Source organism: Mycobacterium sp. 1245852.3 (genome assembly GCF_001669335.1).
GTDB lineage: Bacteria > Actinomycetota > Actinomycetes > Mycobacteriales > Mycobacteriaceae > Mycobacterium > Mycobacterium europaeum_A.
The window spans coordinates 1-21,527 of the sequence record NZ_LZLL01000116.1 but is presented as its reverse complement, the minus strand read 5'-3'; the positions used below and the strand labels follow the sequence as shown (position 1 = coordinate 21,527).

Below are 21,527 nucleotides of genomic sequence, written 5' to 3'. Positions count from 1 at the left end.
GTGATGCAACGCTGGGCGGTAAGTCCGTGGCGGCGGTCGGGGGTGCCCCCCCGCGCCGGCTGGATGCTCGCCGCCGCATACGGCGTCGCCGAATTGCTGCTGTTGCTGTCGTCGGTGCGGGGCTGGCACGGCCCCTACGGGACTCGGCCGGTCAACGAGTTCGTCATCGCGGTGTGTCTGGTTGTCGCCGCGGCATTGGCCGGTCGCGCGGCCCGTCGCACGTCCGGACGGCAGCGTTACGGCTGGCTGGCGCTGGTAACGGCCCTGCTCGGCTGGGCGGTGGGCGAGACCATCTGGGCGGTCTACGACGTGCGACCGGAGGTCGAACACGCCGCCCACCCGGCGGCCTCCGAGATCGTGCTGCTGCTATGGCCGGTCGGCGCCATGGTGTCGCTGATGCTGCTGTCCCAGCTATCCCGCAACAGCCCCCGGCGGCTGCTGCTCGACGGTCTTATCGTGGCGACCTCGCTGTTCGTCATCTCCTGGGTGTTCGTGGTCGAAGCGCAGCTGCAGGAGCGGACGGGCACCCGGCTGGCGACATTCGCGGAGATCTTCAACGACATCGTCTTGCTGACGACGGCGATCCTGATGCTGTCCCGGGCGCGCCCCGGCGACCGGCCCAGCCGGAGCCTGGTCGCCGCCGGCGTCGCGACGATCAGCGTCGCCGACATGATGCTGGTCTTCTACACCGGCATCGGCAGCTATCACACCGGCGATGTCGGTGACGTGATACGAGTGGCCGGCCTGGCGATGCTGGCGCTGGGCGCAACGGCCGTCGTGCACGAGCACCCCACGCCGGCATCGCCGGACGAGATCGAGTTCCGCACCCGCCTGTGGCTGCCCTACCTGCCGCTGATCCTGGCGGCAACCGTGGGCTGGGGACATGCGGCGGGCAACGCGATGCACGAACCGATGCTGGCCGCGCTCGGCATCCTGGTGGCCGCCGTCTTGGCGCGGCAGTTCGTCGTCCTCGTCGAGAACCAGAATCTGCTGTCGGAGGTCGCGCGGGAGGCCTTCCGCGACAACCTGACCGGCCTGGCCAACCGGGCGCTTTTCCTGCACCGACTGGACCAGGCCGTCGCGCGGCGACGCCCCGACGGCACCCCGATCGCGGTGTTGTGTCTGGACCTCGACAACTTCAAGGCGGTCAATGACGCCCTGGGCCATCCGGCCGGGGACGAACTCCTGGTCCGGGTCGCCGGCCGGCTCACCGCGGCGCTGGGGGAACAGGGCACCATCGCCCGGCTCGGCGGCGACGAATTCGCGGCTGTCATCGAAGCCTCCGTCGAGGAATCGCAGGCGGCCGCGCATCGGATTCTCGACGCCTTCACCGGCGCCATCCTGATCGAGGGCATTCCGATCACGGTGCGGCCGAGCATCGGATTCACGGTGGCCACCGGCGCGACGAACTGCACGGTCGATCAGCTGCTGCGCCACGCGGACTTGGCCATGTACGCCGCCAAACGCGAAGGGGGACAATGCATTCGCAGCTTCATGCCCGACCTGCCGCTGCCGTATGCGTTTCCGCCGGCGCCGGGTTCGACCCGACCCTCGGTGGCGGCCCGCGCTCTTGGCGGTGACGGTCAGGCGCCACCGGAGTCCCGAACCACCTCCGAGGTCGCGAACGCCACAGCGGCCCAGCCCGAGGATGCGCCCGACGCCGCCAGCTGGCCCCCACGCGACGTCCGGACCGCCCTGGTGCTGCTGGCGATCGGGGTGGTCGCCTTCGCCGTGTCCAGCGTTGTCCGCCCCAATGCCGGGCACGGCATCCTCTCCGCCGCCGCCCTGTACACGGCGCTGACCGTGGTGGCGGCCGGACTGATCGCCCTACGCGCGTACCGGGTTCCGGCCGACCGGTTGGCCTGGGCGCTGATCGCCGCCGGTATGGCGTGCTCGGCCGTGGGCGACGTCGTCTATGCCCTGTGGGTGCCCAGCGGCCGATCCCCGTCGGTGGCCGATCCGGAGTATCTCGCGTACTACCCCTTCGTCTACGCCGGGCTGCTGTTGCTCATGCGGGCCCGGCTCAAGCGGCTGCCGATCCCGGTTCAGCTCGACTCGCTCATCTGCGCACTGACGTTGGCGGCGGTGGCCGCGGCGCTGACCGCGGGTCCGATCGGGGCGGCCGCGGTGCGCGCACCGGCGACGGTGTGGGTGGGCATCGCCTATCCGTGGAGCGATATGGTGCTGCTCGCGCTGGCCGCCGGCATGTTGCCGATCCTGGGCTGGCGCAACGAGATTCGCTGGGCGCTCCTGGTGGCCGGATTGGTCCTGTTTGCGTTCGCGGACGCGGCGTATCTGTTCGAGACGTCGGCCGGCTTGTATCGGAGCGGATCCCTGCTGGATGCCTGCTGGGCCGCGTCGTCATTACTGATCGCCATGGCGAGCTGGGCCAGATCGTCGTCGATCACGCCGCCATCGCGAGGCCGGATCGCGCCCTACGCCACTCCGGTGGCATCGGCCGTGGTCGCGTTGGCCGTGATCGTCCTGGCCCACCATTCGCGGCTCGCGGCGACGCTGGCGGCGCTGAGCCTGGTCGTGGCGGCCGGGCGGTTCGCGCTGACCTTCCGGGACGCCAGCCTGCTGGAGACCAACGACAAACTCGCCATGACCGACGAGTTGACGGCGCTGCCCAACCGGCGCTCACTGGCGACGGCCCTGACCGGGTTGCCCGCTTCGCCGCCACCGGACAGCCCGTCGATGCCGACCCGGGCGCACGCGCGCCGGGCGCTGTTGTTGTTGAGCCTGAGCGATTTCCACGAGATCACCGACTCCATCGGTAGACAGTTCGGCGACGAGCTGCTGTGCCACATCGCAAACCGGTTGGCCGGCTGCGTCCGTCGTGACGATCTGCTCGCGCGGGTGGGGGAAGACCAGTTCGCCGTGCTGCTGTCGGATGGGGCCAACCTCACCGCCGCCAGCGCGTCGGCGGGTCGCCTGCTCGAAGCCCTCAGCGAGCCAATCGCTTTGGACCCGATCACCGTGCAGGTGGACGCCCGCATCGCCATCGCGCTGTGCCCGGACCACTGCGACTCCCCCGAGGAGCTGCTCAGCCGCGCCGAAATCACCATGGCGCACGCCAAATCCGCCCGCAGCAAGATCGCGGTCTACGACTCCTCGTTCGAGGCGTATCGCGACAACGACCCCAGCCTGATCGAGGAATTACGCACGGCGTTGTTCGATACCGACGAGCTGCAATTGCATTACCAACCCAAGATCGACGGCCGCGACGGCAGCGTCCACAGCGTCGAAGCGGTGCTGCGTTGGCAGCACCCCACCCGCGGGACACTGCTGCCGGAGGAGTTTCTGTCCGTCGCCGAACGCGCCGGGCTGATGCGCAAGATCTCCAACCGCACGCTGAGCATGGCTCTCGCGCAGGTCCGCTCCTGGCGCGAGCAGGGCATGCCGCTCACCGTCGCGGTGAACCTGTCGACGACCAACCTGCTGGACATCGAACTCGTCGGCACCGTCGAGCGGCTGCTCGCCAATTACGACCTGCCCGCCGAGGCGTTGATCCTCGAGATCACCGAGAGCGCGCTGGTGGACTCGGTGCGTTCCCGCAACACCGTCGCCGCGCTGCAGAGCCTGGGAATCCGGATCTCGCTCGACGATTACGGCACCGGCTGGTCGTCTCTGGCTCGGCTGCAAGAGGTTTCGGTCGACGAGCTGAAGCTCGACCGGATTTTCGTCGCGCGCTTGGCCCACGACGCGCGGTCGGTGGCCATCGTGCGCTCGACGGTGGCGCTGGCGTCCAATCTGGGCGCCGACCTGGTGGCCGAGGGGGTCGAGAACGAGGCCACCCTGAACGCCCTGCGCCGGTATGGCTGCACCATCACCCAGGGCTTCGTGCACACCCCGCCGTTGCCGCCGGATGACCTGCGGGACTGGATCGCCAACCACGCACCCAATCCGCACCCGAGCCAGTCCAACGGGTGAGCGTCACCGCCGGCGGTGTCAGAACAGCTCTTTGGCCAGCAGTTCCAGCGTCGCGACCCGCGCCGGGCCGGTGCTGGGATCGGTGCCGCGGCGCGCCGATGCCACCGGGTTGACCATGACTTCGTCGACGCCGAACCGGTCGGCCAGTGCCCGGATCTGCTCGGCGGCCTCCGCCGGCGCCCCCAGGACGGCGCGCTGCAGCCCGCTCTCCACGATCCGCTGCTGCTGGCCGGTCAACTGGGCGACCGCGGCCTCCTCGACCAGCGGCACCGGCCCGAGCGGCTGCCCGGTCCGCAACCGGGCCATCATCTGCAGGTTGGGCAACATCAAAGCCGTTGCCTCCTCGCGGGTTTCGGCCACGGCGGCGTTCACCGTCAGGAAGGTCAGCGGCTCGGCGGTCAGCTCGCTGGGCTTGAATCGCGCACGGTAGACCTCGAGCGCCTCTTCGGTTCCGTTGCCGGAGAAGTGATGTGCGAACACATACGGCAACCCCTTGGCGGCGGCCAGATGCGCCGAGTACATCGACGAACCCAACAGCCATAGCCGCGGTTCGCCCGCCGCGGCCGGGGTGGCCTTGAGGGTGTAATCACCCGAGCGCAGCGGAACCCGCACGCCGCGAGCGCTCATCAGCGCCGCCACGTCGTCGAGATACTCCGGGAAGTTCTCGATGTCACGATCGTCCCGACCGCCGCGCAGCGCATACGACGTCACCGGATCGGAGCCGGGTGCGCGGCCGATGCCGAGGTCGATGCGGCCTGGGGCGGCGGCCTCCAGCAGCGCGAACTGCTCGGCCACCGCCAGCGGCGCGTGGTTGGGCAGCATCACGCCACCCGAGCCGAGCCGAAGCTGCGCGGTCTGCGCGGCCAGGTAGGCGAGCACCACCGGTGGGCTGGTGGCACCCACCGACGGCATGTTGTGGTGCTCGGCGACCCAATAGCGGGTGAAGCCCAGCCGATCCGCGGCCTGGGCCAGTTGCACGGTGGCCGCCAGCGCGTCGCCGGTGGTCTGGTCGGTGCGCACCGGGATGAGATCAAGGACGGAAAGACGCACGTTGGCGTCAACGCGCGCGGGCCGGCAAACGTTCCCGCTCGGCTCAGTACTCCTTGAGGGTGATCGAGGCGACGATGCGGTCGAACACCTCCTGGGGTATCGGCGCGCCGCCCGGAATGTTATCCACGACCAGCCATTGGTTGCGCTTGACGTAGTCGCTGAACTCGCGGTGGTAGTTGGCGAAGCCGGCCGCATGGTCGAGCGTCTCGCCCTCGGTGGCCGCCTTGAGTTCGCCGGCCAAGATGTAGGCACCCAGCAGCGCGACGCTGGTGCCCTGGCCCGACAGGGGCGAGCAGCAGTAGCCGGCGTCACCGACCAGCGCCACCCGGCCCCGCGCCCAGCGATCCATCTTGATCTGCGACATCTCGTCGAAGTAGAAGTCCGGCGCGCTGCGCATGTACTCCAGCAGTTGCGGACGGACCCAGCCGTCGTCGGCCATCCGCCGCGCAAGCTCGGCGAATTGGGCCTCGGTGTCGCGATAGTCGATCCGCAGATCGGTGTCCATGAAGCCCAACATGGCCCGCGCCTCGGCGTTGTTACGCGCGCTGTATACCCCCGCCATGGTGGAGTCGCCGTAGTGCCACATCTGCCAGTAGTCCAGGTCCAGAAAATTGGGCACGGTGAAGATCGCCGCGTGGGTGCCCAGCCTCTCGATGAAGTCGTCTTCGGGCCCGAAGACCAAACGCCGCACGTTTGAATGCAATCCGTCGGCGCCGATGACCAGGTCGAAACTGCGCGGCGCGGCGTGCTCGAAGGTCACGCGGACCGCCGTCCCGTCGTCGTCCAGGGCGGTGATGGTGTCGTCGAAGAGGTATTCGGCCGACCATTGGCTTGCGCCGTAAAGCAATTCGACCAAATCGTCGCGCAACAGCTCGATGTTGGGACTGTCGATGGCGCCACCGGTCGGTGTCGACTCGGTGTCCCGGGACAACTCGTTGCCGTCACGGTCGACGACCGACGAGCCCCGGATTTGCGTCTTGCGCTTCTGGGCGGCGCCCAGCAGCCCCATCCGGTCGAGCACCGTCAGCGCCGGCCCCCGCACGTCGATCGCCTGACCGCCCGGCCGCGGCCCCCGATGGCGCTCCACCACGGTGACTGAAAAGCCATGCTGCCCAAGCCAAAACGCGGCCGCCGCACCAGCCACGCTGGCGCCGGATACCAGAACGTCGGTCACTTGATTCCTGCCAGTTCCTTAGCGTCACGGAAGACGTCGTCGAGCATTGCTGGTGTCAACCTACCGGTGAACATGTTTTGCTGGCTTGGGTGGTAGCAGCCGAGCAGTCGTACACCGGGCGCGAGATCAGCGACGACGCCGTGGCCGAACCGGGGCTTTCGCCCGGTCGTGGTGCCCGGTAGCCGCAGCGCGATCTGCCAGCCGAATCCGCCCAGGGCCACCACCACGCGAACATCCGCGGAGACCAACCGCCATTCGGCCCGCAGCCAGGGCCAGCAGGTGTCGCGCTCCTGCGGCGTCGGCGCGTTGGCGGGAGGCGCGCACCGCACCGGCGCGACGATGCGAATGTTCCTGGTCCGCAAGCCATCCGCGGCGTCGACGCTGGTCGGTTGGTTCACCAGCCCGGCCCGGTACAGCGCCGCGTACAACTGGTCGCCCGAGCGGTCGCCGGTGAACATCCGTCCCGTCCGGTTGGCGCCGTGGGCGGCGGGCGCCAATCCGACGATCAGCAAGCGGGGCCGCGCCGACCCCCAGCTGGGCACCGGTCTCCCCCAATACGGTTGGTCGGCAAAGGCCCGACGCTTGACGACGGCGACGTCCTCGCGCCAGTCGACCAGCCGCGGGCAGGCCCGGCAGACGCTGACCAGAGCGTCGATTTCGGGAATCGAGCCGGCGCGCTCGGCGAGTTCGGCGACCGCGGCGGCGTCGCCCGCCACGGGGGTCTGGGGGGTGGCCGGATCGCCCGGCCATCCGGTGCCGGCACCGACCGGTGAGCCGAACTCCTGGCCGGTACGTGGGTGGGCGAGCACATCAACATCCTGCATTCCGTCAGGGTGACCACGAAATCCAGTGGCTCGCGCCGTCGGTTTGCGGTTAGATTTCCCGCGATATTCATGAGCCATACGAGCCGCGGCCCGGCGTCCCTGATCCTGTTCGCGACGCTGCTTGCAACGACGGGCACCGGCATTTCGATCGTGGCCTTCCCATGGTTGGCACTGCAGCACCACGACAGCGCCAAGGACGCCTCGATCGTGGCCGCTGCCATGACGCTGCCGTTGGTGCTCTCCACGCTGATCGCCGGCACCGCGGTCGATTTCTTCGGACGCCGCCGGGTGTCGCTGGTCTCCGATTCCCTGTCCGGCATGGCGGTCATCGGTGTGCCGCTGACCGCTTGGTTCTTCGGCGCCGAAGCAATCAACGTCGCCGAGCTGGCTGTGTTGGCCTGCTGCGCGGCCGCCTTCGATCCCGCCGGGACCACGGCGCGTCAGTCGATGCTGCCTGAGGCGGCCGCCCGCGCAGGCTGGTCCCTGGACCGCACCAACAGCAGCTACGAGGCGATCCTGAATTTGGCCTTGATCCTGGGCCCCGGCATCGGCGGGTTGATGATCGCCACGCTGGGCGGCATCAACACGATGTGGGTCACGGCGGGCTGTTTCGGCTTGTCCTTCCTGGCGATCGGGGGGCTGCGGCTGGAAGGCGCCGGAAGGCCACAGGAGGCGAGCCGCCCGGTGGGACTGGTTTCCGGCGTCGCCGAGGGGATGCGGTTCGTCTGGAACCTGCGCGTGCTGCGCACCCTAGGCTTGATCGACTTGTTCGTCACCGCGCTGTACCTGCCGATGGAAAGCGTGTTGTTTCCAAAGTATTTCGCCGACCAGCACCAACCCGCCCAGTTGGGGTGGGCGCTGATGGCGCTCGGGGTCGGCGGCGTGGTGGGCGCGCTCGGCTACGCCGTGGTGTCGAGATACACCCGGCGGCGCACGGCGGTGCTGACCGCGACCCTCACCTTCGGTGCCGCGACGGCCGGCATCGCGTTCCTGCCCCCATTGCCGGTGATCCTGGTGTTGTGCGGCGTAACCGGCCTGGTCTACGGCCCCATCCAACCGATCTACAACTACGTCATGCAGACCCGCGCGCCGCATCGGCTGCGCGGTCGCGTGGTCGGGGTGATGTCGGGCCTGACGTACGCCGCGGGACCGTTGGGCTTGCTGGTCGCGGGCCCGTTGGCCGACGCCGCCGGGCTGAAGGTCACGTTCCTGGTGCTGGCGGTGCCGATCCTGCTGATCGGCCTCATCGCTTGCCGGTTGCCGTCGCTGCGGGAACTGGACCGCGCGCCGGAGTTCGCCGAGGACGCCGGCGCGTGACACGGGCTTAGGATCGGGCCGTGAGCTCTGACGCCCTGGCCAGTCTGATCGCAGATCTGCCCGACGGGATGGTGGTCACCGACCCGACCGTCACCGAGGGTTATCGCCAGGACCGCGCCTTCGACCCGTCGGCCGGCAAGCCGCTGGCCGTGGTGCGGCCGCGGCGCACTGAAGACGTGCAGACCGTGCTGCGCTGGGCCACCGCCCACCGGGTGCCCGTCGTGACCCGCGGTGCCGGCAGCGGCCTGTCCGGCGGGGCGACCGCGCTGGACGACGGCATCGTGCTGTCCACCGAGAAGATGCGCGACATCACCGTCGACCCGGTGACCCGCACCGCCGTATGCCAGCCGGGACTGTTCAACGCCGAGGTGAAGAAGGCCGTCGCCGAGCACGGCCTGTGGTATCCGCCCGATCCGTCGTCGTTCGAGATCTGCAGCATCGGCGGCAACATCGCCACCAACGCCGGCGGGCTGTGCTGCGTGAAGTACGGCGTCACCACCGACTACGTGCTGGGCATGCAGGTGGTGCTGGCCGACGGCACGGCCGTGCGGCTGGGCGGGCCACGGTTGAAGGACGTTGCGGGCCTGTCGCTGACCAAGCTGTTCGTCGGCAGCGAGGGCACCCTGGGCGTCGTCACCGAGGTGACCCTGCGACTGGTGCCCAAGCAGAACGCGTCCAGCATCGTGGTGGCCAGCTTCGCCACCGTCGAGGATGCGGTCGAGGCGGTGCTCGGCGTCACCGCGCGGCTTCGTCCCTCGATGCTGGAGTTCATGGATTCGGTGGCGATCAACGCCGTCGAGGACACCCTGCGCATGGATCTCGACCGCGAGGCGGCCGCCATGCTGGTGGCCGGATCGGACGAGCGCGGCCGCGCCGGCAGCGAGGACGCCGAGATCATGGCCGAGGTATTCGCGGAACACGCTGCGACGGAAGTCTTTTCGACCGACGATCCCGACGAGGGCGAGGCGTTCGTCGTGGCCCGGCGGTTCTGCATCCCGGCCGTCGAAGCCAAGGGGTCGCTCCTGCTCGAGGACGTCGGCGTGCCGCTGCCGGCGCTGGGCCGCCTGGTGACCGGGATCGCGCGCATCGCCGCCGAACGCGACCTGATGATCTCGGTGATCGCGCACGCCGGCGACGGCAACACCCACCCGCTGATCGTCTACGACCCCGCCGACGCCGACATGACCGAACGCGCGCACCTGGCGTTCGGCGAGATCATGGATCTCGCCGTCGGCCTGGGCGGCACCATCACCGGCGAGCACGGCGTCGGCCGGTTGAAGCGGCCCTGGCTGGCCGGCTATCTGGGCCCCGACGTGATGGATTTGAACCGGCGCATCAAGCAGGCGCTGGATCCGCAGGGCATTTTGAACCCGGGCGCGGCTATCTAGGCCTTTGCTCTCGAGTGCCCGGCCAGCCGGGCGCTCGGTGGTGGGCGCCCGGCCAGCGGGGCGCCCGGCGTGCGGAAGGGTTGACATATCGTCACGACTGTCGTACGAATGAGACATGGCTGCTGTTATGTCTCACGAAGCGCCGGTCGCTTTCCAGCTGGCCACCGCCGACACCTGGCCCAACCCGTGGCCGATGTACCGCGCGCTGCGCGACCACGACCCGGTGCACCACGTCGTGCCGGCCAACCACCCCGAGCATGACTACTACGTGCTCTCCCGCCACGCCGACGTGTGGGCCGCGGCCCGCGACCACGAAACCTTCTCCTCCGCCAAGGGTCTGACCGTCAACTATGACGACCTGGAACTGATTGGGCTGCAGGACAATCCACCGTTCGTGATGCAGGATCCCCCGGTACACACGCAGTTCCGCAAGCTGGTGTCGCGGGGCTTCACCCCGCGGCAGGTGGAGGCGGTGGAGCCCAAGGTCACCGAGTTCGTCGTCGAGCGCATCGAGGGGTTGCGTTCGGCCGGCGGCGGCGACATCGTCGCGGAGCTGTTCAAGCCGCTGCCGTCGATGGTGGTCGCCCACTATCTCGGTGTGCCCGAGGAGGATTGGGCCCAGTTCGACGGCTGGACCCAGGCCATCGTCGCGGCCAACACCGCCGAAGGCGGCGTCGCCGGCGCCCTGGAGACCGTCGGCGATGCCGTCGGGTCGATGATGGCCTACTTCACCGGGTTGATCGAACGGCGCCGGACCGAACCCGAGGACGACACCATCTCGCACCTGGTGGCCGCCGGGGTCGGTGCCAACGGTGACATCGCCGGCACCCTGTCGATCCTGGCGTTCACGTTCACCATGGTCACCGGCGGCAACGACACCGTCACCGGCATGCTCGGCGGTTCGATGCCGCTGCTGCACGAACGACCCGACCAACGTCAGCTGTTGGTGGACGACCCCGGCCGCATTCCCGATGCCGTCGAGGAACTGCTGCGGATGACCTCACCGGTGCAGGGCCTGGCCCGCACGGTCACCCGGGACGTGACCGTCGGCGAGACCACCATTCCGGCCGGGCGCAGGGTGCTGTTGCTCTACGGCTCGGCCAACCGCGACGAACGCCAATACGGCTCGGACGCAGGCGAACTCGACGTCACCCGCTGCCCCCGCAACATCCTAACGTTCAGCCACGGCGCACACCATTGTCTGGGCGCCGCCGCCGCGCGGATGCAATCGCGCGTCGCACTGACCGAACTCGTGACCCGGTGCCCGGACTTCGAGGTGGACGAATCCGGCATCGTCTGGGCCGGCGGCAGCTACGTCCGGCGCCCGCTGTCGGTGCCGATCCGGACGACGTCCTGATGGCAGGCAACGACTGGCTGGGCACGCACCGGACCGAGGCGGCCGCCGACCGGATCCTCGACGCCGCCGAGCGGCTCTACACCCAGCGCGATTCCGACTCGATCGGCATGAACGAAATCGCCCGCGCCGCAGGCTGTTCCCGCGCGACGCTGTACCGGTATTTCGAAAACCGCGAGGCGCTGCGAACCGCCTACGTCCACCGCGAAACCCACCGGCTGGGCCGCGAGATCATCGCGCGCACCGGCGACATCGAGGACCCACGCGAACGGCTGGTCGCGAGCATCCTCGTCACGCTGGCGATGGTTCGCGAAAGCCCGGCGCTGGCATCCTGGTTCGCCACCACCCGCCCGCCGGTAGGCGGCGAACTGGCCGGACAGTCCGACGTCATCGCGGCGTTGGCGGTGGCGTTCCTGCAATCGCTGGGACCCGACGATCCCGCCGTCATCGAACGCCGCGGCCGCTGGATGGTGCGGGTGATCGTTTCGCTGCTGACCCACCCGGGCCGTGACGAAGCCGAGGAGCGGGCGATGATCGAGGAATTCGTCGTCCCGATCGTGACGCCGGTGTCCGCCCGCGACTAGCCGGCGTGGTCACTCCCGCACGCGGGTGAACCGGTGCAGCAGCCACGCCAGCGGGATCGTCACCACCAGCGTCGCGACGTACAGGTACAGCATCGGGCCGGTGTAGACCCGCGCGCCGACGATGTAGTCCATCGCGAATTCCATGGTGATCAAGTGGATCAGGAAGATCTCGTAGGAGATCTCCCCCAGCCACACCATCGGGCGGCTGGCCAGTACCCGCGAATACCAACCATGGTCGTCGCCCAGGGCCAGCGGTGCCACCGCGAGCGCGGCGATGACGGCATAGAAGCACGTCTTGAACAACGCCTCGCTCAGCGTCGCCGGGGAGGTCGTGGGCGCGCCGGCGATGGGCGTGGACACGATGAAATAGCAGATGACCGCCAGCGGTATGGCCACGAACCCGTAGCCGCGCACCCCCATCTCCTGCAGCACGGTCAGCATCATGCCGGCGAGGAACCACGCCAGATAGGTGGGCAGCCACAGCCGTGCCCCGTCGGGAAACCAGTGATCGGTGTGCACCAGCACCAGCCAGGCCGGGCTGATCAACAGCATCCCCGCCAGCGCGCCGAGCACCAACTTCGGCTGCCATTGTCGCCGGCAGATCACCACCAGCAGCAGGTAGGCCAGCAGCGGCAGGATGACGTAGAACGATCCCTCCACCGCAAGGCTCCACATCTGGGTCAGCCCCTGGTGCAGGTACTTGCCGAGGTAGCCGTTGCAGTAGATCTGCGTCAGCGTCAGGTTGCGCGCCAGGCCCAGCCAGCTGTGGCCGGGGTTGGGCCCGGCATTGCGGAAGTGGTAGAGGACGTAGGCGAACAACACCGTGATGCCGTAGGCGGGCATGATGCGCCGAACCCGGTGCCACGCATAGCGACTCAGCGACGGCGAACGACCGCCTTTCGCCGCCGCCTTCACCCAGGGGCGAAACAACAGGTAGCCGGAGAGCACGAAGAAGATCGGTACCCCGATCTCCATCCGGGAACCGACCAGGCCCCAATAGCCGTGCGTGTACTTACCGGTGGTGTAGGCCGCGTGGGTGCCGACGACGAGGAGCGCGGCAACCGCGCGGATCCCGGTCAGCGAGGCGACCCGGTCGACGCGAGAGGTCTGCTCGAGGCCGCCCTGGGCGTCTTGTTCTTCGGACAGCGTCATCCGCCGTGTTTCCTGCGCGGCTTCCCACCGTCTTGGCTGCGGGGCCTGGCGGACGACCGCTCCGGTTGCAAGTTGATCAATACCCCCGAAATGCGGGTGTGCTCAAGGCGTTTGAAGATCGACTTGGGCAACTTGGCCGGCAATTCCACCAGGGAGAAATCCGGCCCGATCGCGATGTGGCCGAAATCGCTGCGATGCAGCCCGCCCTCGTTGGCGATGGCGCCGACGATCGCACCCGGGCCGATCTTGTGCCGCTTACCCACCGCGATGCGATAGGTGGCGAAGGGCTTTGCGTTCCTTGGCCTTTCGGGGCGGTCGCGACGTTCGGTGCGCCGCTCGCGCCGCTCCGGCGGCGGTTCGGGCGCCATCAGGAATTCCTCGCCGTCGCGGGATTGCAGCGCCAGCGCGGCGGCGATGTCGGCCATCGGGGTGTCGTGCTCGCGCTCGTAGTCTTCGACCAGCTTGCGGAACAGGTCGATCCCCGGAGAACCGAGCGCGGTGGTGATGGAGTCGGCGAACTTGGCCACCCGCTGGGCGTTGACGTCTTCGACGGTGGGCAATTCGGCTTCGGTGAGCGTTTGGCGCGTGGCCTTTTCGATCGCCTTGAGCAGGTGACGCTCGCGCGGGGAGACGAACAGCAGCGCGGTTCCCGAGCGGCCCGCCCGGCCGGTGCGCCCGATCCGGTGCACATAAGACTCGGTGTCATGCGGGATGTCGTAGTTGAGCACGTGCGATATCCGCTCCACGTCCAGCCCGCGCGCGGCCACGTCGGTGGCGACCAGGATGTCGATGCTGCCGTCCTTCAGGGCGGCCACGGTTCGCTCACGCTGGCCCTGCGGGATGTCCCCGTTGATGGCTGCGGCCGAAAAGCCCCGGGCCCGCAGCCTTTCGGCGACCTCCTCGGTGGCCTGTTTGGTTCGGACGAAGATGATCATCGCCTCGAACGGTTCGACTTCCAGCACCCGCGTCAGCGCATCCATCTTGCGGGGGCCGGCGACCTGGATGTAGCGCTGCGAAATGTTCTCGGCGGTAGCGGTTTTCGCTTTGGTGCTGACCTCGAGCGGATCGTGCAGGTACTTGGTGGTGATCTTGCGGATCGCCGGCGGCATGGTCGCGGAGAACAGCGCCACCTGCTTGTATTCCGGGGTTTCGGACAGGATGCGGTCGACTTCTTCGGCGAAGCCCATGGTGAGCATCTCGTCGGCCTCGTCGAGCACCAGGTAGTCGACGTGGGACAGGTCCAGGGTGCCGCGCTCGAGGTGGTCGATCACCCGGCCCGGTGTGCCGACCACCACGTGGGCGCCGCGGCGGAGCCCGGCCAGCTGCACGCCGTAGGACGAGCCGCCATAGATCGGCAGCACGTTGATCTTGGGCAGGTGGGCCCCGTACCGGCTGAACGCCTCGGCCACCTGCAGGGCGAGTTCGCGGGTCGGGGCGAGCACCAGCGCCTGGGTGGCGGTGCTGGTGACGTCGATCTTGGACAGGATCGGGATCGCGAACGCGGCGGTCTTGCCGGTGCCGGTCTGGGCCAGCCCGACGACATCGGAGCCGGCCATCAGCGCCGGGATGGTCGCGGCCTGGATGCCGGTGGGCGATTCGTAGCCGACGTCGGCGATCGCCCGCAGGACCGAGGGATTGATCTGCAGGTCGGCAAACGTCGGTGAGGCAGCTTCAGTCGAGCTGTCCGGGAGGGTCATCGTCCAAGGAGTCTAGTGGTGACCGCGAGCTCAGCGGACGCTGAGCGCTGCGGGTCTATGGCCAGGCGGCCGATCAGGTGATCATCGGCACACCCGGCCATGCCTGCCACGACCTCGCACCCGATGACGGTACGGTGCCCAGATGTGTGGTCGTTGCCCTGTCGTACCGAGCCACTGACCGGCTCGGCCGCTATCGCTCTCATCGCCTTCACTCTGGCCGGCTGCGGTTCGAGCGACTCCACCGTCGCCAAGACGCCGCCGGCCAGGACGTCGGAGACCGCGTCGATCACGGCTCCGGCCACCCCGTCGGCGGCCGCCCAGCCCGGCAACGCCCCGCCGGCCGACCCCTGCGCGGTCAACCTCGCCTCGCCCACCATCGCGAAGGTGGTGTCCGAGCTGCCCCGCGACCCGCGCAGCCAGCAGCCCTGGAACCCCGAACCGCTGGCCGGCAACTACAACCAGTGCGCGCAGCTCTCGGCCGTCATCATCAAGGCCAACACCAACGCGGTCAGCCCGACCACCCGTGCGGTGCTGTTTCACCTCGGCCAGTTCATCCCCCAGGGCGTGCCCGACACCTACGGATTCAACGGCGTCGACCCCGCGCAAACCACGGGCGACACCGTGGCGCTGACCTACCCCAGCGGGATCAACGGCCTGAACACCAATGTGAAATTCCACTGGAACGGCAACGCCGTCGAGCTGATCGGCAATACGCCCGCCCACTGATCTCCGGGCACGCCCGCCCGGTGCGACCGTCATGTCGGAGCGCTGGCCTACTGTGGCTCGAGTGTTGGTCTCCGGCGACAGCATCGTTTACAGCGCATCGGATCTGGCCGCCGCGGCCCGCTGCGAATACGCGCTGCTGCGGGATTTCGACGCGAAGCTGGGGCGCGGCCCGGCGGTCACCGTAGAGGACGAACTGCTCACGCGGACGGCCGCCCTCGGTAGCGAACACGAGCGGCGCGAACTGGCCTCGCTGCGCGACCGGTTCGGGCAGGACGTCGCGATCATCGGCCGCCCCGCCTACACGCCCGCCGGCCTGACCGCGGCCGCGGAAGCCACCCGCCGCGCCGTCGCCGACCGTGCGCCGGTGATCTATCAAGCCGCCATGTTCGACGGCCGCTTCCTCGGCTTCGCCGATTTTCTGGTCCGCGACGGGCAGCGGTATCGCGTCGTGGACACCAAACTGGCCCGCTCGGCCAAGGTCACCGCGCTGTTGCAGGTGGCCGCCTACGCCGACGCGTTGGCCGCCTCGGGCGTCCCGGTCGCGCCGGAGGCCGAACTACGGCTGGGCGACGGGACCGCGGTGCGGCACCGGACCTGCGACCTGATCCCGGTCTACCGCTCCCAGCGCGCCCGGCTGCAGCGCCTCCTCGACGACCACTACGCCGCCGGCGCGGCGGTGCGCTGGGACGACGACGGCGTGGCCGCGTGCTTTCACTGTCCCCTATGCCTCGAACAGCTGCGGGCGGCCGACGACGTGTTACTGGTCGCCGGCCTGCGAGTGGGCCAGCGCGACAAGCTCTTTGACGCGGGCATCAGCACGGTCGCCGAGCTGGCCGAGCATCGCGGGCCGGTGCCCGACCTGGCGGGCGGCGTGCTGGACAAACTGACCGTCCAGGCGAAATTACGGGTGCGCCAACGGGAAACCGGCGTTCCCCAGGTCGAGGTCATCGACCCGCAGCCGCTGGCCCTGCTGCCCGAGCCCGACCCGGGAGACCTGTTCTTCGATTTCGAGGGTGACCCGCTGTGGACCACCGATGGTCGCGAATGGGGGCTGGAATATCTGTTCGGTGTGCTCGAAGCCGGGCCGACGGGCAAGTTCCGCCCGCTGTGGGCGCACGACCGGGCCGAGGAACGCAAGGCGCTGATCGACTTCTTGGCGCTGGTGGCCAAACGCCGCAAACGCCGGCCCAACATGCATATCTATCACTACGCGCCCTACGAGAAAACCGCCTTGTTGCGGCTCGCCGGGCGCTACGGAGTGGGCGAGGACGAAGTCGACGAACTGCTGCGCAGCGGGACGCTGGTCGACCTTTACCCGTTGGTGCGCAGGAGCATTCGCGTGGGCGCCGAGTCGTTCAGCCTCAAGGCGCTCGAGCCGCTCTACATGGGCGCCCAACTACGCGCGGGTGACGTGACCACCGCCACCGGTTCGATCACCTCCTACGCCCGGTACTGCGAACTCCGGGAGGACGGGCGTGGCGACGAGGCGGCATCCGTGCTCAAGGAGATCGAGGACTACAACCACTACGACTGCCGGTCGACGCAGGAACTGCGGAACTGGCTGATGTTGCGCGCCTACGAATCCGGCGTTGTACCGGTCGGTGCCCAGCCGGTGGCCGACGGCAACACCGTCGACGACCGCGACGGACTGGCGGTGACGCTGTCCGCATTCAGCGGAGCGGCCGGCATCGACGACCGGACCCCGCAGCAGACCGCGGTGGCGCTGCTGGGCGCGGCGCGCGGCTACCACCGGCGCGAGGACAAACCCTTCTGGTGGGCGCATTTCGACCGGCTGAACTTCCCGATCGAGGAGTGGGCCGACAACACCGACGTGTTCGTCGTCGACCACGCGTCGGTCGCCCTCGACTGGCACACGCCGCCGCGGGCACGCAAACCGCAGCGGCGGCTGCGGCTGCGCGGTGAGCTGGCGCGCGGGGATTTGAAGAGCGACGTCTTCGCGCTCTATCACCCGCCGGCGCCGCCCGGCATGAGCGACAGCCCGGACCGGCGGGCGGCCGGGCGGGCCTCGGTCGTCGAGACCGACGATGTGGCGGTGCCCACCGAAGTGGTGGTCCTGGAGCGAGTTGGCGGTGACGGCAACACCTTTCACCAGCTGCCGTTCGCGTTGACTCCCGGCCCACCGATCCCGACGACCGCCCTGCGCGAGTCCATCGAGGCCACCGCCGCCACGGTGGCCGACGGCTTGCCGCACCTACCCGACAGCGCCATCGTCGACGTGCTGTTGCGCCGCGCGCCACGCACCCGGGGCGGCATTGCGCTCCCGCGCAGCGGCGACACCGTCGCCGACATCACCGCGGCACTACTCGATCTGGACTCGTCGTACCTGGCGGTGCACGGGCCGCCCGGTACCGGCAAGACCCACACCGCCGCCCGCGTGATCCACCACCTGGTCACCCAACGCGGCTGGCGCATCGGTGTCGTCGCGCAATCACACGCCACGGTGGAGAACGTGCTGGACTGCGTGATCGACGCCGGCCTGGATCCGCACCGGATCGCGAAGAAGCGCTACGACCACCACGCCCCGCGCTGGCGGGAGATCGACGGCGCCGCGTACGCCGCGTTTCTTGCCGACACGCCGGGATGTGTGATCGGCGGAACCGCTTGGGATTTCGCCAACGCCGATCGGATACCGCCGGGAAGCCTCGATCTGCTGGTCATCGACGAGGCCGGCCAATTCTGCCTGGCCAACACCATCGCCGTGGCACCCGCCGCCGCCAACCTGCTGCTGCTCGGCGACCCTGCGCAGTTGCCGCAAGTCAGCCAGGGCACGCACCCGGAGCCGGTGGACAGCTCCGCGCTGGAGTGGCTGGTCGACGGTCAGCGCACCCTGCCCGACGCACGCGGCTACTTCCTGGACCTCTCTTACCGCATGCATCCGGCCGTGTGCGCCGCCGTGTCGGCGCTGTCCTACGACGACAGACTGCACTCCCACGAATGCACCGCCGCCCGACGCCTCGACGGGTATCGACCGGGCCTGCAGTTGCTTTCGGTTGAGCACCAAGGAAATTCGACCGAAAGCCCCGAGGAGGCCGGCGCGATCGTCGCCGAGATCGACTGCATGCTCGGCGCGTCATGGACCGACGAACACGGCACCCGGGCGTTGACGGCCGCCGACGTGCTGGTGCTTTCGCCCTACAACGCCCAGGTGGCGCTGCTGCGCCGCCGGCTGGCCGCCGCTGGGCTCGACGCGGTGCGGGTGGGGACGGTCGACAAGTTCCAGGGCGGGCAGGCGCCCGTCGTCTTCATCTCGATGACCGTGTCGTCCACGGACGTGGTGCCGCGCGGAATCTCGTTTCTGCTCAACAGGAATCGGCTCAACGTCGCGGTGAGCCGGGCCCAGTTTGCGGCCGTGATCGTGCGCTCGCCGTCGCTGACCGAGTATCTGCCCGCCACCCCCGCGGGCCTGATCGACCTGGGCGCGTTCCTGGCGCTCACGCAGCCGGGTCGGCGGTCCGGCTAACCGGTCGAGGAGTGCCGGCCCGAGCCGGTGGGATCGTCGTCGGGATTCGAGCGGTGATGGTGACCGCGCGGCGATTCGCCGTCGGGGAGATACCGTCCCGCGGAACCGCTATGGGGCCGGCGCGGGGGCCGGGTGAGCCGCTCGCCCGGCGGGAGGGGCTTGGGCGAGCGCCGCACCGCCACCTGACGCAGGCGTTTGCCGCTGTCGACATGGGACCCGTTGTGGGCGTGGCCGATCGGTTCGGGCTGCGCGGCCGGGCCGCGGCGCGGCACTGCGGCGGACGCCGGGCGCGGCCGGTCGACCGGCGGCCGGGGCGGTTCGGGGTCGCGTCTGCGCTCGACGTCGGATTCGCGCACCAGAACGAATTCCACGTACTCGTCGTCGTCGTAGTCGTCGTCGACGCCGTCGTCGTCGGGTCGCAGCGGATAATCGCCGCCCCTGCCGTCACCCGACCAGGGCGCAAAGCCCACCAGGAACAGCGCCGCGACGATGCCGAACAACGCGACGAACGCCGGCAACAACACCGATTGCGACATCGCGGCGGCGAACGGATCGCGCAGGAACGCAGGCAACTGCAGGGCGAGCGCGTCCTCGCCGACGGCGTCGCCGGACGGCTGGCGCGGCATCTCGGCGGTGATCCGCCAGGTCATGAACGCGGCCATGCCGGCGCTGCCGAGCACCGCGCCGAGCTGGCGCACGGAGTTGTACACCGCGGACCCCGCGCCGGCCAGGTGCGGCGGCAGGTTACGCGTCGCGGTGGCCGTCAACGGTGACCACACGAAGGCCATCCCGACGCCCATCGCGAAGAACGGCATAACCAGCCGCCAGATCGGCGTCGTCGGTGTCATCTCGAAGGTGATCCAGGTGAGCGCGATGGCCAGCACCGAGAAACCGAAACCGAGCACGGGCTGCGGATGGTATTTGTCGACGATCTTGCCGACGAACGGCGCGAAGACACCGTTGGCGATCGCCATCGGCGCGATCAACAGGGCCGAGCGGGTCGGCGAGAGCCCGCACACGGCCTGCGCGTAGAACGTCAGCGGCAGCATCATCGCCGTGGCGGCGAACGAGATGATGGCCACCCCGACGTTGCACAGGCTGAAATCGCGGTCGCTGAAGATGACCAACGGAATCAGCGGCTCGTGGGCGTTCAGCGACTGCCAGAACGCGAAGGCCGTCATGAATCCGACGCCCGCGACGATCAACGCCCAGATCCAGGGTTGCCAGTGCGCGGCCTGCCCCTGCTGCAGCCCGAACACGATCAGGAAGATCCCTATCCCGGACAGGGTGACCCCGATCAGGTCGAAGCGATGCGACTGGGTGGGCAGCACCGGAATCAACCAGTACGCCAACCCCAGCCCGAGGACGCCGATGGGGACGTTGACGAAGAAGATCCACTGCCATCCCAGGCTGTCGACCAGGACACCGCCGGCCAACGGGCCCACCAGGCTGGCGACACCGGCGGTGGCCCCCCATAGGCTCACCGCGACGCCGCGCCGCTCCGCCGGGAAGATCCGGGTGATGGTCGACAAGGTCTGCGGGGTGAGCAGCCCGGCCCCGACGCCCTGCACGACGCGCGCCGCGATCAGCATGGCCGCGCTGCCCGCCAGCCCGCACCACACCGACGAGACGGTGAACACCACCAGGCCGATCAGATACAGGTTCTTGGGTCCGAACCGGTCACCCAGCCGCCCGGCCACCAGCAACACCACCGCGTAGCCCAGCAGGTAGGCGCTGGTCACCCAGACCACCGTGTCGTAGCCGATGCGCAGGCTGCCCATGATGGTCGGGTTGGCGATGGCGACGATGGTCGAATCGACCATGATCATGAAAAAGCCGATCATCATCGCCCACAGCGGGTTCCAGGGGTTCTGTGACTGCGGCGAGCTCCGGGTGAGAAAGTCCCAGCGGTTGGCGGCCCGGGGCGACGCCGATCCCGCGCGCCCTCCCCCGGGCGTGCGGGGCGTAGCCGTGCTCATCCACCCCACCTCGTTTCGCTCCCGACGATGCCGTTCAGTCGGCTCGGCCCATCTGATCGGCCTGGACCGGCCCACGCAGGCGATACCCGGCGGGTAAACAGCATGGGGACCGAGAAACGGCGCGGACCGTCGCAGACATCTAGCCTGCATTATTCCCGGTGCGGCAAGAGGCCGACGGCTGAGGATCGGGTCGGGGGGCATAACACGTCGGGATTTCCCGCGGGCGCGTTAGCCTGAAAGAACGCCATTTGCAGGAGAGACGATATGCGGGCTCGACGGAACAAGTCGCCGAACCGGTTTTTCACGATGTCCGACCCGGGGTCGGCACCGAGGGCCGACAACGGTCGGCCCAAGATGTCCGCGCGCGCGTTGGCGCAGGTCATCGAGCGAAGCTCGCGGTTGCAGGGCCCGGCCGCCGAGGCCTATGTGACCCGGCTGCGCAACGCGCACCCCAACGCCAGCCCGGCCGAGATCCTGGCCAAGCTGCACAAGCGCTACCTGGCCGTCGTGACGGCAGGCGGTGTTGCCGTGGGGGCCGCGGCGACCATCCCCGGCATCGGCACGATCAGCGCCCTGTCCGCCGCCGCCGCCGAAACGGTGACCTTCCTGGAGGCCACCGCGTTCCTGGTGCTGGCAACGGCGGTGGTCTACGACATCCCGGCCGATCACCGGGAGCGACGCCGCGCGCTGGTGCTGGCGGTGCTCGTCGGCGACAACAGCAAGCACGCCGTCGCCCAGCTGGTCGGCCCGGGCCGCACCAACGGCGGCTGGATCTCCGAGAGTCTGGCCGCCCTGCCGCTGTCGTCGATGTCCAAGCTGAACTCACGGCTGCTCAAGTCGTGGGTGCGCAAGTACACCGTGCGGCGCG

14 protein-coding genes are annotated in these 21,527 nt (G+C 69.1%); 8 read left to right on the top strand and 6 right to left on the bottom strand.

Going from position 1 to position 21,527, the window contains the following annotated elements; genetic code table 11:
* Positions 1 to 63 precede the first annotated feature (63 nt).
* Positions 64 to 3,933 (top strand): bifunctional diguanylate cyclase/phosphodiesterase, encoded by a 3,870-nt coding sequence (locus tag A9W96_RS05285; protein WP_067138277.1) that lies wholly within the window; start codon positions 64 to 66, stop codon positions 3,931 to 3,933.
* Positions 3,934 to 3,951: 18 nt separating this feature from the next.
* Here the strand turns inward: A9W96_RS05285 and A9W96_RS05280 are convergent, their stop codons facing one another.
* Genes A9W96_RS05280 through A9W96_RS05270 form a run of 3 tightly spaced genes read right to left on the bottom strand, consistent with a single transcriptional unit; the run spans position 3,952 to position 6,981 of the window.
* On the bottom strand, positions 3,952 to 4,983 hold the full coding sequence (locus tag A9W96_RS05280) for an LLM class flavin-dependent oxidoreductase (RefSeq protein WP_066880344.1): 1,032 nt from the start codon (positions 4,981 to 4,983) through the stop codon (positions 3,952 to 3,954).
* 43 nt (positions 4,984 to 5,026) lie between these two features.
* The gene (locus tag A9W96_RS05275; RefSeq protein ID WP_066863919.1) at positions 5,027 to 6,157 is read right to left on the bottom strand and encodes an FAD-binding protein; all 1,131 of its coding nucleotides are present in this window, start codon (positions 6,155 to 6,157) and stop codon (positions 5,027 to 5,029) included.
* Complete coding sequence (locus A9W96_RS05270) at positions 6,154 to 6,981, bottom strand: uracil-DNA glycosylase (RefSeq protein ID WP_067138275.1); 828 nt, start codon at positions 6,979 to 6,981, stop codon at positions 6,154 to 6,156. The genes A9W96_RS05275 and A9W96_RS05270 overlap by 4 nt, the downstream gene beginning before the upstream one ends.
* A gap of 69 nt (positions 6,982 to 7,050) precedes the next feature.
* On the opposite strand from A9W96_RS05270, the gene A9W96_RS05265 reads away from it, so the two are divergent.
* From A9W96_RS05265 to A9W96_RS05250, 4 genes are all read left to right on the top strand, one after another.
* Entirely contained in the window at positions 7,051 to 8,298 is a 1,248-nt protein-coding gene (locus A9W96_RS05265) for an MFS transporter (RefSeq protein ID WP_067138273.1), read from the top strand.
* Between the two features lie 20 nt (positions 8,299 to 8,318).
* On the top strand, positions 8,319 to 9,686 hold the full coding sequence (locus tag A9W96_RS05260) for an FAD-binding oxidoreductase (RefSeq protein WP_066863910.1): 1,368 nt from the start codon (positions 8,319 to 8,321) through the stop codon (positions 9,684 to 9,686).
* Between the two features lie 115 nt (positions 9,687 to 9,801).
* A complete protein-coding gene (locus A9W96_RS05255) occupies positions 9,802 to 11,043 on the top strand; it encodes a cytochrome P450 (protein ID WP_197499404.1) in 1,242 nt (413 codons plus the stop codon).
* Entirely contained in the window at positions 11,043 to 11,624 is a 582-nt protein-coding gene (locus A9W96_RS05250; protein ID WP_066880334.1) for a TetR/AcrR family transcriptional regulator, read from the top strand. Before A9W96_RS05255 ends, A9W96_RS05250 begins: the two co-directional genes overlap by 1 nt.
* Positions 11,625 to 11,633: 9 nt before the next feature.
* Here A9W96_RS05250 and A9W96_RS05245 read toward each other — a convergent pair whose 3' ends face one another.
* Entirely contained in the window at positions 11,634 to 12,776 is a 1,143-nt protein-coding gene (locus A9W96_RS05245) for an acyltransferase (protein WP_067138269.1), read from the bottom strand.
* Entirely contained in the window at positions 12,773 to 14,473 is a 1,701-nt protein-coding gene (locus tag A9W96_RS05240) for a DEAD/DEAH box helicase (protein WP_066863900.1), read from the bottom strand. The genes A9W96_RS05245 and A9W96_RS05240 overlap by 4 nt, the downstream gene beginning before the upstream one ends.
* Before the next feature lie 123 nt (positions 14,474 to 14,596).
* Between A9W96_RS05240 and A9W96_RS05235 the strand changes: the two genes are divergently transcribed.
* Positions 14,597 to 15,199 carry an LppP/LprE family lipoprotein gene (locus A9W96_RS05235; RefSeq protein WP_066863897.1) on the top strand — a complete coding sequence of 201 codons (603 nt, stop codon included), beginning with the start codon at positions 14,597 to 14,599 and terminating at the stop codon, positions 15,197 to 15,199.
* A gap of 61 nt (positions 15,200 to 15,260) precedes the next feature.
* The gene (locus A9W96_RS05230) at positions 15,261 to 18,680 is read left to right on the top strand and encodes a TM0106 family RecB-like putative nuclease (RefSeq protein WP_067138267.1); all 3,420 of its coding nucleotides are present in this window, start codon (positions 15,261 to 15,263) and stop codon (positions 18,678 to 18,680) included.
* Here A9W96_RS05230 and A9W96_RS05225 read toward each other — a convergent pair.
* Positions 18,677 to 20,659 carry an MFS transporter gene (locus A9W96_RS05225; RefSeq protein ID WP_067138265.1) on the bottom strand — a complete coding sequence of 661 codons (1,983 nt, stop codon included), beginning with the start codon at positions 20,657 to 20,659 and terminating at the stop codon, positions 18,677 to 18,679. The two genes, A9W96_RS05230 and A9W96_RS05225, sit on opposite strands and share 4 nt — an antisense overlap.
* Before the next feature lie 264 nt (positions 20,660 to 20,923).
* On the opposite strand from A9W96_RS05225, the gene A9W96_RS05220 reads away from it, so the two are divergent.
* On the top strand, positions 20,924 to 21,527 hold a 604-nt coding region (locus A9W96_RS05220), incomplete at its 3' end, for a hypothetical protein (protein WP_197499403.1).